This is a genomic window from Thalassospira profundimaris (assembly GCF_003326755.1).
Taxonomy (GTDB): domain Bacteria; phylum Pseudomonadota; class Alphaproteobacteria; order Rhodospirillales; family Thalassospiraceae; genus Thalassospira; species Thalassospira profundimaris_B.
This window is the reverse complement of sequence record NZ_JPWH01000011.1, coordinates 1-12,008: the sequence shown is the minus strand read 5'-3', so window position 1 is coordinate 12,008 and position 12,008 is coordinate 1. Positions and strand designations below refer to the sequence as shown.

The 12,008-nt window shown below is 57.3% G+C and carries 12 protein-coding genes; 5 read left to right on the top strand and 7 right to left on the bottom strand.

Features of this window, described 5'->3' with window-relative positions; all coding sequences use genetic code 11:
• Positions 1 to 20: 20 nt before the first annotated feature.
• The 4 genes from TH25_RS13635 (at position 21) to TH25_RS13620 (ending at position 3,966) form a co-directional block, all read left to right on the top strand.
• Positions 21 to 1,019, top strand: coding sequence for a flagellar biosynthesis protein FlhF (locus TH25_RS13635; RefSeq protein WP_114088978.1), 999 nt, complete (start codon positions 21 to 23; stop codon positions 1,017 to 1,019).
• Positions 1,016 to 1,804 carry a MinD/ParA family protein gene (locus TH25_RS13630; RefSeq protein WP_114088977.1) on the top strand — a complete coding sequence of 263 codons (789 nt, stop codon included), beginning with the start codon at positions 1,016 to 1,018 and terminating at the stop codon, positions 1,802 to 1,804. The genes TH25_RS13635 and TH25_RS13630 overlap by 4 nt, the downstream gene beginning before the upstream one ends.
• A gap of 6 nt (positions 1,805 to 1,810) precedes the next feature.
• Positions 1,811 to 3,484 (top strand): hypothetical protein, encoded by a 1,674-nt coding sequence (locus TH25_RS13625; protein ID WP_114088976.1) that lies wholly within the window; start codon positions 1,811 to 1,813, stop codon positions 3,482 to 3,484.
• Positions 3,485 to 3,564: 80 nt separating this feature from the next.
• Entirely contained in the window at positions 3,565 to 3,966 is a 402-nt protein-coding gene (locus TH25_RS13620; RefSeq protein ID WP_114088975.1) for a hypothetical protein, read from the top strand.
• A gap of 31 nt (positions 3,967 to 3,997) precedes the next feature.
• On the opposite strand, the gene TH25_RS13615 is transcribed toward TH25_RS13620, so the two are convergent.
• The 4 genes from TH25_RS13615 to TH25_RS13600 form a co-directional block, all read right to left on the bottom strand.
• Positions 3,998 to 4,552 (bottom strand): 2OG-Fe(II) oxygenase, encoded by a 555-nt coding sequence (locus tag TH25_RS13615; protein ID WP_114088974.1) that lies wholly within the window; start codon positions 4,550 to 4,552, stop codon positions 3,998 to 4,000.
• Between the two features lie 179 nt (positions 4,553 to 4,731).
• Entirely contained in the window at positions 4,732 to 5,412 is a 681-nt protein-coding gene (locus TH25_RS13610) for an ATP-binding cassette domain-containing protein (protein ID WP_114088973.1), read from the bottom strand.
• A gap of 21 nt (positions 5,413 to 5,433) precedes the next feature.
• Complete coding sequence (locus TH25_RS13605) at positions 5,434 to 7,113, bottom strand: ABC transporter permease (protein ID WP_114088972.1); 1,680 nt, start codon at positions 7,111 to 7,113, stop codon at positions 5,434 to 5,436.
• A 38-nt stretch (positions 7,114 to 7,151) separates the two neighbouring features.
• On the bottom strand, positions 7,152 to 8,387 hold the full coding sequence (locus tag TH25_RS13600; protein WP_114088971.1) for an ABC transporter substrate-binding protein: 1,236 nt from the start codon (positions 8,385 to 8,387) through the stop codon (positions 7,152 to 7,154).
• Positions 8,388 to 8,589: 202 nt separating this feature from the next.
• Between TH25_RS13600 and TH25_RS13595 the strand changes: the two genes are divergently transcribed.
• Complete coding sequence (locus TH25_RS13595; RefSeq protein WP_309471287.1) at positions 8,590 to 9,339, top strand: TerC family protein; 750 nt, start codon at positions 8,590 to 8,592, stop codon at positions 9,337 to 9,339.
• A 62-nt stretch (positions 9,340 to 9,401) separates the two neighbouring features.
• Here the strand turns inward: TH25_RS13595 and TH25_RS13590 are convergent, their stop codons facing one another.
• From TH25_RS13590 to TH25_RS13580, 3 genes are all read right to left on the bottom strand, one after another.
• Positions 9,402 to 10,814 carry a 4Fe-4S binding protein gene (locus tag TH25_RS13590; protein WP_114088970.1) on the bottom strand — a complete coding sequence of 471 codons (1,413 nt, stop codon included), beginning with the start codon at positions 10,812 to 10,814 and terminating at the stop codon, positions 9,402 to 9,404.
• A 52-nt stretch (positions 10,815 to 10,866) separates the two neighbouring features.
• Positions 10,867 to 11,235: a cupredoxin domain-containing protein gene (locus TH25_RS13585; protein WP_114088969.1), complete on the bottom strand. Its 369-nt coding sequence runs from the start codon at positions 11,233 to 11,235 to the stop codon at positions 10,867 to 10,869.
• Between the two features lie 71 nt (positions 11,236 to 11,306).
• Positions 11,307 to 11,864 (bottom strand): iron transporter, encoded by a 558-nt coding sequence (locus TH25_RS13580; RefSeq protein WP_114088968.1) that lies wholly within the window; start codon positions 11,862 to 11,864, stop codon positions 11,307 to 11,309.
• Between the last annotated feature and the right edge of the window lie 144 nt (positions 11,865 to 12,008).

Genomic DNA, 12,008 nt, shown 5'->3' with positions numbered 1-12,008 from the left:
CAGGCACAAAGAGGCGTGCCATGCGTCTTAAAACCTTTACCGCCCCGACCATGAGTGCCGCAATGGCGCTGGTCAAGGAACATATGGGGCCAGATGCCATTATTGTTTCGACCCAGGATATACCGGGGTCGGGTGTGCGACTGACGGCTGCCAGCGACAGCGACACCGATTTTGACATCGGCCTGGGCCAGGGTAGCGACGCGGCAGCCGATATCCCCCATCTGGAAGACCTGATCGAGGAAGCAGATGCCGCCCTTATACGCCATTCCGTCCCGGAAAGGTTGCGCCTGCGCCTGTGTGATGCAATGGGCCGCGAACGCAACCCCGGCAATGCCCAGCAATTGCTGGCAAGTGCGCTTGACGAGATTTTTGAATTTACCCCCCTGCCCGAAAAAAGCAGCCCGCGCGCCATCGCCTTTGTCGGCCCGCCCGGGGCGGGGAAAACCCTGTGCGTTGCCAAGGCAGCGGCGCGTGCGGTGATGAAAAAGCGCCGTGTTGCCGTTTTGACCAGCGACACCAAACGGGCGGGCGGGGTCGAACAATTGCGGGCCTTTACCAATATTCTGAAAATTCCCCTGGGCCTCGTCAAATCGCCCGAGGAACTGCGCGACAAATTTGATGCCGCGCGGGAGGCTGACCTGGTTTTTGTCGATACCGCAAATTGCAACCCCTATCAGCCGGGCGAACTGAGCGCGATCGGGGAATTTTTACAATCGGTTCCCAGTGAACCGATCCTGGTTTGCCCCGCCGGGGTGGATGCCGAAGAAACCGGTGATATTGCCAATGCCTTTGCCGAATGTGGGGCAACCCGTATGCTGATAACGCGCCTTGATGTTGCATCACGACTGGGAGGGGCGTTATATGGTGCCAATAAGGGTAATCTTTCACTTTGCAATGTCAGCATGACCGCACAGGTTGCCGACGGATTAACCGCCCTTAGCCCGGTCGCATTGGCAAAATTGCTCATCCCGGCCCGCCACAACCACAAGAAAACGAGTTTCGCCGAGGTCATGAAATGACAGCCAGAACGGATGCCACCCCCAAACCGGCAGCACGCCCCAAGGGACGCAATGTCATTGCCGTTGCCTCGGGCAAGGGCGGTGTTGGCAAAACTTGGTTTGCCATTTCGCTGTGCCACGCCCTGGCCCTGCACGAATTAAAAACCCTGCTGTTTGACGGCGATCTGGGCCTTGCCAATATCGACATTCAATTGGGGCTGATGCCCCGGCATGACCTGGGCAGTGTCATTTCCGGCCGACTGGCGCTGCGCGATGCCATTACCGAATTTGAAGATGGCGGTTTTGATATTGTGGCGGGGCGCAGTGGCTCTGGCACACTTGCCAACCTGCCCACCGCCCGGTTGCAGGCCCTGTCCGATGATTTGCTGCAAACCGGCAAAGCCTATGACAAGGTGTTTATTGACCTGGGTGCCGGGGTGGACCAGGGCGTTCGGCAAATGACCAGCCTTGCCAATACCGTGATCGTGCTGACCAATGGCGACCCGACCGCATTGACCGATGCCTATGCCTTTATCAAGGTCACACATATGGCGCGGCCCAAAACCGATATTCGCATTGTGGTTAATCTGGCAAAGGATAAAAAGGAAGGTGAAGCCATTTATGGCAAGCTTTTAAAAGCCTGCGAAGGGTTCCTTAAAATCTCGCCGCCGCTTTTGGGGGTTATTCGCGCAGACAGCAAGGTTTCGGAATGTATCCGTAACCAGACCCCGCTTTTAACCCGGCACCCCAATTCCAATGCCGCCCAGGATATCGAGGCAATTGCAACAAGGCTGCTTGAAGGATAGCGCATTATGGCCGCAAACAGCCCAACCGTTCCGTCTGTTTCGGGTGCCAATGGTGTTGGTGCCGGAAATGTCGGCGCGGGCGGGGGCAGTGGTGCGGCCACCGTCATTGTGCAAAACCCGCCCGCTGCCCTGGCAAAGCTGCCGGTTGACAGCCTGATACAGGCCAGTTTGCAGGCCAAAAACGGCGCCGAAGTGACCCTGAAAACCGGGGCGGGTGATGTCACGGTCAAACTGCCCCGCGCCCTGCCGGGCAACCTCAATGACATGGTGTGGGTCCGCATCATGCCGCAAAGCGGGGCGGATGGCGCAAGTGGCCTGCGCCTGCAGGTGCTGCCACAAATCATCCCCGGTGCAGGTGGTGCAGGTAGCACTGGTGGCACGGCGGGGGGGGCGGGTGCGGGCGCAACGGCCGCCACACTTGCCAATCCATCAAGCATCATTCCGGGACAAAGTTTTACCGGCATCACCACCAGCGCCCTTTCCTTACCCGGTGGTGGCACCCTGCCCGCCGGAAGCCAGGTGCAAATGATGTTCGTCGGCCCCGGTGCCGCCGCCGCGCCCGCCAGGGCTGCCGGTTTGATGGCGGCCAGCCAGGGGGCGGGCATGACCGGGGCAACATCCCAGGCCAGCCTTGCCACAGGTGGCAATTTGCCACCCGGCATGATCGCGCAACAGGGGGCGGCAAATAATGCGGCGGGCAATGCCACAGGGGCGGGTCTTCTGGCGGCGGGGGGGGCCAAACCGGGTGCTACGCCCATGATGCTGACCGGCACAGTCCTGCCGCCCGGCAGCGCCGAGGCCCGCCTGCTACCCGACGGTTTTACCGCCCTTCGCACCAATGCCGGCATTATCGGTGTGCGCCTGCCCGTCCCTGCCCCTGTGGGGGCGACACTTTCATTTGCGATTGATGGCAATAACCTTGCCACGGCCCGCCAACCCCAGCCGATGATGACCGAAGGCGAATTGATGGCGCGTGGCCAGGCCGCCAGCTTAAGCCAGGATTGGGACAGCCTGCACCGCGCCCTTGCCACCCTGGTCCAGGCCGACCCGCAAGCCGCCCAGGCACTGCTAAACCAGATCCCGGCGGCAGGGCCGCGCCTGACCACCACCATGATGTTTTTCTTTACCGCCATTGTCGGCGCGGGGGGATCGGCCAAAAGCTGGCTGGGGGAGCGTACCATTGGCGCGCTGGACGGGCGTGATGGCAAGGATAACGGCCTTGGTAAAAAACTGGACCGGGATTTCAACACCCTGCGCGGCATGGCAAGCGAACCGCGCGCCGATGGCTGGCGCGTTATGGCAATGCCCTTTCACATGGGCGAGCGTATTGAACAGATGCAGCTTGCCTGGCGCCAGAGCCACGCAGAGGACGACGAAAACCGCGACAGCAAATCCAATGATCCCGGCACGCGCTTTTTGCTCGACCTGTCCTTTACCCGGCTGGGTCATACACAGCTTGATGGTCTGATCCGCAAGGAAAGCCAGAAATTTGACTTGATCGTGCGCACGGAAAACGCCCTTCATGGCCCGCAGCGCGACGATATTCGCGCCATTTTCAATCAGGCCCTGACCATTTCAAAACTGGGCGGCAGCATCAATTTTCAAAATGGCACCCGCTTTGTCGAGGTCAGCCAGGAACCGGCCAAACCCGGCCCGCACAAACGCGGGCTGGAGGCATAACAGGTTCCTTTCACCGGGCTGGCATTCACATCAAGGCGGCATTATGCTGTAAAATCAACTTCCCTACCGGAAACAGACCCATGCTGGAAATTTTTGAACGCCGCAACCTGATCGAAACCGAAGCCAACCCCGGCATCCAGTTTGATTATGTCGTGACATTGCAAAGCGAATTACGCGGCGCCCCGAATGTTTTTCCCGCCCGCCTAAGCCTGCGCTATGTGCCCGACAGATTGATCCTGAAACCCGGCTGCCTTGCGACCTATTTCCAGGAAATCGAAACGATTGATTTTGTGAACCTGGAGCAGGCCGCCGTGCTGTTGATGGAGGATTTCAACAACGAACTGGTGCCCCGCTGGATCAATATGCGGATTGATAAACACACAGCCGACAATGGCACCGTGCAGCACCACGAAGCCACACTGGAAGACCGCCAGCCGCGCTGGAACAATACCCGGCTGATTGAACGGCTGGAACGGTTTTAACCCGAAAAGCCCCCAAAAGTGCCAAACCCGTTTAACGGAACGGCTGGCCGTGAATCCAGATCGAGAGTGAAAACCGCGTGCCTGCCACCGTTGGGGCCACCCGGTGCAAAACGAAACTGGGAAACAGAATGGCGGTGCCGCGCGTCATCGGCGCGTCAATCACATGCCCGGCAGGGTTAAGCTGCAAAAGGCCGCCTTCGTAATCAGCCGGGTCTGAAAGCTGGATCACCATTGTCAACTTGCGGCGACGGGCCACATCGGATGCGCCAATATCGCTATGCCAGTCATAATGGCCGCGCTGGTCGCCTTCATAACGGGCGATCTGGGCATTTTCGGCAAAATCGGTCAGGCCGAAATCAAAACATTCCCGGTTGGCCGTTGCCACCAGATCAATGATCCGGCGCATGACAACAGGTTCCTGTTCCTCGTTAAACCAGCCAATCTGGCTGCGTCGAATATGGCTGGCGGACTGTCCCTGCACCAGACCACCCTCATCAAGGCGGTCATTAAAATTGGCAATCAGCCGGTCGCAGGTTGCCGCGTCCAGCGCATCGGGCACAATCAGGGACATTTCATCGGGAAACATATCGCCAATACTCCAAAACACGCCAGTCTGGCGCACGGCTGATCTATACCGCTTTTGACGTGCTGCCTAGCTGAAAATAACAACCATGCTGCGTTTTTATCCGCGCCAAAATTGTCCCTTTAAAATCAGTCAGACAGGACGTTTTTCAGACCGGTACGATCTTTGCCCGGGCCTTCATCTTAAGCCTGTTGCGCGCGATGATCCGTTAACGTGATCACTGGCCCGCCGGTTGCGTTGGCATCCTCCGGGTCGTGCGTGACCATCAGGGTCGGCAAATTTTGCTGACGGGCCTGCTCAAACACAAATTCGCGAAACTGGCTGCGCAATTTCGCATCCAGGCGCGAAAACGGCTCGTCTAACAACAGGGCGGAGGGAGCGGATAATAAAACCCGCATCACCGCCACCCGTGCCCGTTGCCCGCCGGATAATGTTGCCGGGTCGCGGTCGGCAAACCCGGCCAGCCCGGCAATTTCCAGGGCCTGGTCAATTTTATCACGCCGTTGGCCGCGCCCGCGAATATCAACCGGCAGGGCAAAGGCCAGATTGCCGCCAACCGATAAATACGGAAACAATAAATCATCCTGAAATAAAATACCCACATGCCGGTCCTGCGGCGGCAGGGTGCCAATTTCCCGGCCCTTTAACCACACCCGCCCCCGGCAGGTAAAACCGGGTGCCAGCGTGCCGCAAATATAGCCCAGCAGCGATGATTTCCCCGCCCCGCTTGGCCCCATCAGGGTAACGATTTCGCCCGGTGCCACCGTCAGATCCAGGTCACACAAAACCTGTCCTTTCAGGGTAATTTTCACACCAGCCAGGACAAGCCCGCTGGGGGATATGGCTGTTTCCGGGCTGCTCATATTTTCACATATCCTTTGGCGTTACAGACCATCGCGCATCCCCCGCCGCTGGCGAAAAACAATTGCGGGCACCAGCATTGCCACCGCAAAACCGGCAAACGGCAACAAAGCCTGCAACAGGCCATAAATGCCAATCATGCGCCGGTCATTGCCCGCCGCCAGAGCCACCGCATCGGTGGTAATGGTGGCAAAGCGCCCCGCGCCAATTAACAAAGTTGGCAAATATTGCCCGATGCTCACGGCAAACCCCACGGCAAGGGCGGCCAAAACCGGGCGGGCCAGCAACGGCAATACCACCTGCCAGAAAACCCGGTCAGGCCCGGCGCCCAGGCACAGCCCGGTATGACGATAGCGGTCATCCAGGCTGCGATAGGGATCGGCCAGCGATAAAAACATATAGGGCAGCACAAACACCAGATGCGCCAATACAACCGAAATAAAGCTCCGTTCCAGCCCCAGATAGCCAAAAAATACCTGCAACCCAAACATGAAGCTGATTTGCGGCATCAATAACGGCAGATAAATAAGCCACATCACCCCGCGACCGGGCCGGGCCGACTGGCGAGCTTCGCGTTCCAGACAGGCAATAACAAGGATGATGCCAATCATGATCGCCGCCCCGCCAATCAGCACGCTATTGATGAGTGCCCCGGCAAGGGCGGGAAGTTCGCGCAACCACAATTTCACGGTAAACTGGCCGGGCAACAGGTCGGGATAGCGCCAGAACCCGGCAATACTCCAAACCGCCAAGGCCGCAATACCCGCGAGGATCAGGCCCGCCGCAAGAATGGAAACCACCGCAACCGTCAGGCGCACCGCGCCATCCCGGCGATAGCGTCCACCGCCCTCGGCCCAGTAAAGCCCGCAGAAACCGGCAATTTTCTCGCCCGCCATCCAAAGGGCAATCAGCCCGGCGACCAGCATTAACTGCAGCAATGATGCCGCCGACGCCATAAAGCGCATCGACAGGTCCGGGTCAGACAGCCAGTGCAAAATACGCACCGCCAGCGGGGACGGTGTGGTGGGCCCCAAAATCATGGCGACATCAACAACCGAGGCCGAATAGGCCAGCACGGCAAATAAAGGCAGGCGAATTTGCGGGTAAATACGCGGCAACACGGTTTTAAGCCACCCCGCCACCCGGCCATATCCCAGACTAAGGGCAACCTGCTGGCTTTGCCCGGCATTGGCCTGTTGCAGGGCCCCTAACGTCATTAAAAACAGAAACGGTATTTCCTTGATCACCAGTCCCGCCACCAGCGCCAGCCCCCAGCCATCCTGCAGGGTGACAATATCGGGCGGTTGCTGCCACCCTGCCAGCGGTGCCACCAGCCGCACAATCCAGCCCGAAGGGGCGATTAAAAACGCCAGACCAAAGGCCGCCGCCGCATGGGGAATGGATAAAATCGGCGATAAAACCCGCTGAATGGCACCAAATACCCGCGTGCCCTGCCAGGCGGCACAAAACAGCATGACCACGGCAAAGGAAATCAGGGTCGCCAGTAGGCCGCTAACGGCAGACAGACGCAGCGAAATTTCCAATCCCGGCTGGGCTGCCAATTCACGCCAGGCCGAAAGCGACCATTCGCCCCCGCCAAGGGCGGGTAAATAGCCAAAGGCAGGCAATAACGTGCCCAATAGCCCGGCCAATACCGGCCCGACCATTAAAATAACGGTGAGAACAGGCGCAAAACGTAACAAATTCGGCGTGTTTCCCGGTTAAAATGGTGTGGTGACAGTTATTTCGCCACACCATAGCGTTTTTGCCATTCGCTTTCGACCAGCTCCATCCAGCTTGGATGCGGTTCGGGCAGGACATTGCCCATTTCGGCAGGCGACAGGGTGGCTACCCCCAAATCCAATGCGTCAAACGCCTTGCGGTCTGTGGCCGGAATTTTATCCATATCCAGCACGGTAAAACTGCCCCAGATTTCCGGGTTCTGTTTGCGCAATTGGGCATGAGGCGACATCAAAAAATCGGCCAGCACCACCGCCCCGGCCTTGGCCGACGCATTAAACGGGATGGCAACAAAGTTGGTATTGCCCAGCGTTCCGCCCTTAAAAACAAAGCTGCGCACCGTATCGGGCAGTTCAAAATTGGCAATCGCGGCCGAAACCTCCGCCGCACTGAAGGAAAAACCGGTATCAATTTCATTATCAGCCATCATTGCACGCAGTGCCGCGCCATTGGCCGGGTAGGCCTTGCCCTCGCGCCATAACACCGGTTGCAGTTTGGCAAGATAGGTCCAAAGCGGGGCCAGCACCTTTTGCGCATCGGCCTGATCTGCCGGTTTTTGCAACACGGCCGGGTCAGCCACCAGCTCGCTCAGTACCTGTTTTAAAAAGGATGACCCCATATAATCGGGCGGCTGCGGATAGGTAAACCGTCCCGGATGGTTTTGCAGCCAGGCCAGCAGTTCCTGCGCACTTTGGGGCGGTGTTTTGACCCGTGCCGTATCATAAAAGAAACTAAGCTGCGCCATGCCCCAGGGTGCTTCAAGCCCGTCGGTCGGCACGGTAAAATCATTTACCGTGGTGGGTTTACCGGTCACATCGACATATTTGAAATTGGGGGTTTGTTCCACCCACGGGCCAAACAGCAAATCATTGCGCTTCATCGCGGCAAAGTTTTCGCCGTTAATCCAGATCATGTCCACCGCACCGCCATCGGTTTTACCGGCGGCCTTTTCGGAAACCACCTTGGAAACGGCATCGGCGGTGTCGGCCAGTTTGACCTGTTTGACACTCACGCCATAGCGTTCCTGAACCTGTTTGCCCGCCCAGGCGATATAATCATTAATGCGCGGTTCCCCGCCCCAGGCATACCAGTAAACCGTTTGCCCGTTTGCCTGTTTCACAACGGCATCCCAGTTTTTCATATCGGGTGCCGGGTCTGCCTGCGCGGCAAATGATGCCAGGCTTACCCCCGCCACCAACAGGGTTGCCGCCATCAAACGGGTCACTGTTTTTGCCATGCCTGTTTCCTCCCCTAAACCCCGGATCCTCGTAAAACCCGTCACCTGCCCCATTTTCATATGGAACAACATATTTTTACGACAGTTATCATCCTGTAAACCCTAGGCCTTCGCCCCGCTAAATCAATTCACGCTTGCGTTAGAACCGCGTCAGCCACATCCTGCTATGCTTGTGCTGCGCCGCAACAACACGGAAACGGGTATGGAAATGTTTGACTGGATCGCGGATCCCCATATGTGGGTGGGTCTTGCCACCCTCACCGCCCTCGAAATTGTGCTGGGGATCGACAATATCATTTTTCTTTCCGTCATTGTCGCCAAACTCCCGGAAAAACAGCAAAAAATCGCCCGACGCACCGGCCTTCTGGGCGCCATGCTTATTCGTCTTTTGTTGCTGGTTGGCATGGCGTGGGTCATGGAACTGACCACACCGCTTTTCGAAATATTTGACCGCGGGATCAGCGGGCGCGACATGATCCTGATTGTCGGCGGCATGTTTCTAATTGCCAAGGCATCAATGGAAATTCACCACACCATCGACGAACCGGCGGAAAAAACGGCCAAAGCCGTAGCCAGTCTGGTTGGCACCATTATACAAATCATTCTGCTGGATGTTATTTTCTCGCTGGATTCCGTCATCACCGCCGTTGGCATGGTGGATCATCTCACCGTGATGATGCTCGCCGTGATCATATCGGTCGGGGTGATGCTGCTGGCTGCCCGCATGATCGGCGATTTTGTTGAAAAACACCCCTCGATCAAAATGCTGGCCCTGTCCTTTTTGATTTTGGTGGGTTTTGTGCTGCTGCTTGATGGCGTGCAAATCCACGTTCCCAAGGGCTATATCTATTTTGCCATGGCGTTCAGCCTGTCGGTTGAAACGCTTAATTTGCTCAACCGCAAACGCAAACAGAAAAACCGGCTGCAAAAGCAAAGGAATGCCGCGTCATAAACGCCCACCGTCACAGGATGCCGCCAGACTGCCGCAATCGCGCATCTGGCGGCATCCAGCACTTACCAGATCCAGAACATCAAGACCCAGGCATAAACCGGTGCGGCCAGCCCCAGGGCAAACAATGCCGATGCCGCAACCTTTCGGGCAATCGTTCCATCCTTGCGCCGCAGGATGGACGTGCCCAGCCACTGCGACCACAGCGTTGCCCCAACCAGCAGGGCCAGGCGCGCCATTGGCACCCAGCTTAGGGCAAAGCCATCGGCGCGCAGCAATGTCACGGTTTGTGCCGACAGCCCCAAAATAACCCCGCAGGCGGCAAGCGGGATCAGGGCATGGGATAAATGGTAAAAGGCTTGCCCCCCGCGCAGGCCCATCACCCGGCAGGCAGCCTTGAGCGGGATGGCAATCAACACCGACAGGACAAGCGCGGTTGTGGCGATGTAACCCAGTAACACCGCGCCATCCAGCACGGTAAGAACATCATTCTGGGCGGCATAATTGGTCAAAATCCACCACGGCAGGGTCGCCTGTAACGGCCAGATGATATTGTGATTGACCAGCGCCATCGCCAGCATTTGCTTGATGGTAATGAACCAGGGGCTGGCACTCCATTCAAAGGCCCCGATGGCAACGCCCATCAGACCGGTAATAATAAGCAGGCTGTCCCATTTTGTCGCCGTGCGCCCCGACAGCTTAACCACCTCGTCATTAGGATGGCGGGCCTGCAGGGTCACCGCATCGTGGAAGCCACTGCACCGACCACACATATGGCAGGGCGACGGGCTTTCCATATTTTTCACTGGCACCAGTGGCGCACAGTTAAACCGGTGTTCGTGGCTATGGGTGGCGGCATTCATGTCCCATTTTGCCCGGTCCACGCCATAACGCATCGGGGCCAGTTTGGCGAGCAGGCCAAAAACCCCGTTCACCGGGCACAAATAACGACACCAGACCCGCTTGTTGCGCCCGTAAAGATAACCCACAATAACCGCGCCCACGGTGGACCCGCCCAACACCAGCAAAACCGGGGCCGGATACTGGTACACACTGGTCATTTGCCCGTACACCGTGGTCAGAACAAAGGCGACAAACGGCCAGCCCGGCCATTTTATCCAGCGGGGAATGGCCCGCCCGCGCCCGTGGCGGCTGGCAAATTCGGTCAGCGCCCCTTCGGGGCATAACAGCCCGCACCATAACCGCCCAAATAACAACATCGACACCAGCACACCCGGCCACCAAATACCCCAAAAGACAAACTGGGCAAAAACAGTGATGTTGTTCCAGATATGCGCGGCCAAACCGGGCAATGGCATGACAACCGGCACAATCAGCAATACCGCATAAATGCCAACCACCGCCCATTGCAAACGCCGCACAAAGGCCTGGTGGCGGCGCAACCACATGCCAAACGCCAAAAGCCGCCCGGTGGGGGCGGCATCGGAATGATTTGCCGTTTTTGTGAATATCGTCATATCATAAAGGTCGCTTCACAATTGCCGGGCACGCCAAAACGTGCCGCTATTGTCATTTCGCCACGATAACCCCATTGGCCGAAGGCTGGTCCATATGGAATTCATCATAGAATTTGTATGTCCCTGCCGAAATATCGCGAATAACCACAAAGGATTTAACACCGGGGGCCAGGACCTTTTCGCGACGCAGGCTCAAACTTTCAAACTCTGCCGGGCTGTGGCCGGAATTTGTCACCACAATTTTAAAGGTGGTACCAGCGGGGACCTCGATCCGGTTGGGGGTAATCACACCATCCCTGATGTCCATATTAAAAACCTGCATCTCGTCGGCCTGGGCATGTGATACCCCGCCAGCCACGCCTGCCCCGGCCAGTATCAGGACCAAAAATGCAAAAACATCCCGTTTCCCGTGTTCGATCATGCCTGTTTCCCTGATTGCCAAAAATGCGGGAAAAGCTGGCGCATCCTATCGGCGCCAGCTTTGCGAACCTGTTAATAACCGCCTTTTTTGCCGATACCGGCAAAGACAAATTCATAGTCCTTTTTGAACGGCTTGAACCACGGTGCAACGCCGGTTTCCTTGTCGATATGACGCCCGAATTTCGATGCGGCCGAGGGCGGCGCAACATCAAGCGTCAGCCGGTATTTGCCCGGCCCCATCAATTTGACATTGTCGCCATAATGCGGCCCGTCATTGGCAACCATCGGCATCAACATGCCGGATTCCGTTTTGCCATCATCCAGTTTGGTCAGGGTATAGCCCACCTGCAAATAAGGGGCCCATTCGCCTTCGGCCAGGCCGTTTTTGTTATTGGCAAGCGCGTGAATGTCGGCCTCAAGATGCACATCGGATTTATCCGCCGGGCGCATAATGCCCTTGGGTTCCATTGTGATCGGCTGCAAATAAACCGCGGCCACTTCCAGGCCACCGCCTTCCTGGGGTTTGCCAATGGGATATTCCAGGGCCTGTGCCGGCAGGGACATCAACAGGGCAGACACACCAAGGCCAGCAGCACCAATCCTGGCAATCCAGGGGGCTTTGAATTTCATAACGCACACTCCTTCATACGATGAAGCCAAATGCCAAAAGGCATTCCACGACAGACCGCAAGTGATAACGATGTGTTCACAAATTTTGAAATGGGGGCAGATCAAGGGAAAGGTTCTAGGCTCAGGACCTATTAATTTTCGCTC

What these genes read in the sequence shown, in the direction of transcription:
- TH25_RS13635 (WP_114088978.1), top strand. Translation starts at nt 21, where the DNA reads ATGCGTCTTAAAACCTTTACCGCCCCGACCATGAGTGCCGCAATGGCG.
- TH25_RS13630 (WP_114088977.1), top strand. Translation starts at nt 1,016, where the DNA reads ATGACAGCCAGAACGGATGCCACCCCCAAACCGGCAGCACGCCCCAAG.
- TH25_RS13625 (WP_114088976.1), top strand. Translation starts at nt 1,811, where the DNA reads ATGGCCGCAAACAGCCCAACCGTTCCGTCTGTTTCGGGTGCCAATGGT.
- TH25_RS13620 (WP_114088975.1), top strand. Translation starts at nt 3,565, where the DNA reads ATGCTGGAAATTTTTGAACGCCGCAACCTGATCGAAACCGAAGCCAAC.
- TH25_RS13615 (WP_114088974.1), bottom strand. Translation starts at nt 4,552, where the DNA reads ATGTTTCCCGATGAAATGTCCCTGATTGTGCCCGATGCGCTGGACGCG.
- TH25_RS13610 (WP_114088973.1), bottom strand. Translation starts at nt 5,412, where the DNA reads ATGAGCAGCCCGGAAACAGCCATATCCCCCAGCGGGCTTGTCCTGGCT.
- TH25_RS13600 (WP_114088971.1), bottom strand. Translation starts at nt 8,387, where the DNA reads ATGGCAAAAACAGTGACCCGTTTGATGGCGGCAACCCTGTTGGTGGCG.
- TH25_RS13595 (WP_309471287.1), top strand. Translation starts at nt 8,590, where the DNA reads ATGGAAATGTTTGACTGGATCGCGGATCCCCATATGTGGGTGGGTCTT.
- TH25_RS13590 (WP_114088970.1), bottom strand. Translation starts at nt 10,814, where the DNA reads ATGACGATATTCACAAAAACGGCAAATCATTCCGATGCCGCCCCCACC.
- TH25_RS13585 (WP_114088969.1), bottom strand. Translation starts at nt 11,235, where the DNA reads ATGATCGAACACGGGAAACGGGATGTTTTTGCATTTTTGGTCCTGATA.
- TH25_RS13580 (WP_114088968.1), bottom strand. Translation starts at nt 11,864, where the DNA reads ATGAAATTCAAAGCCCCCTGGATTGCCAGGATTGGTGCTGCTGGCCTT.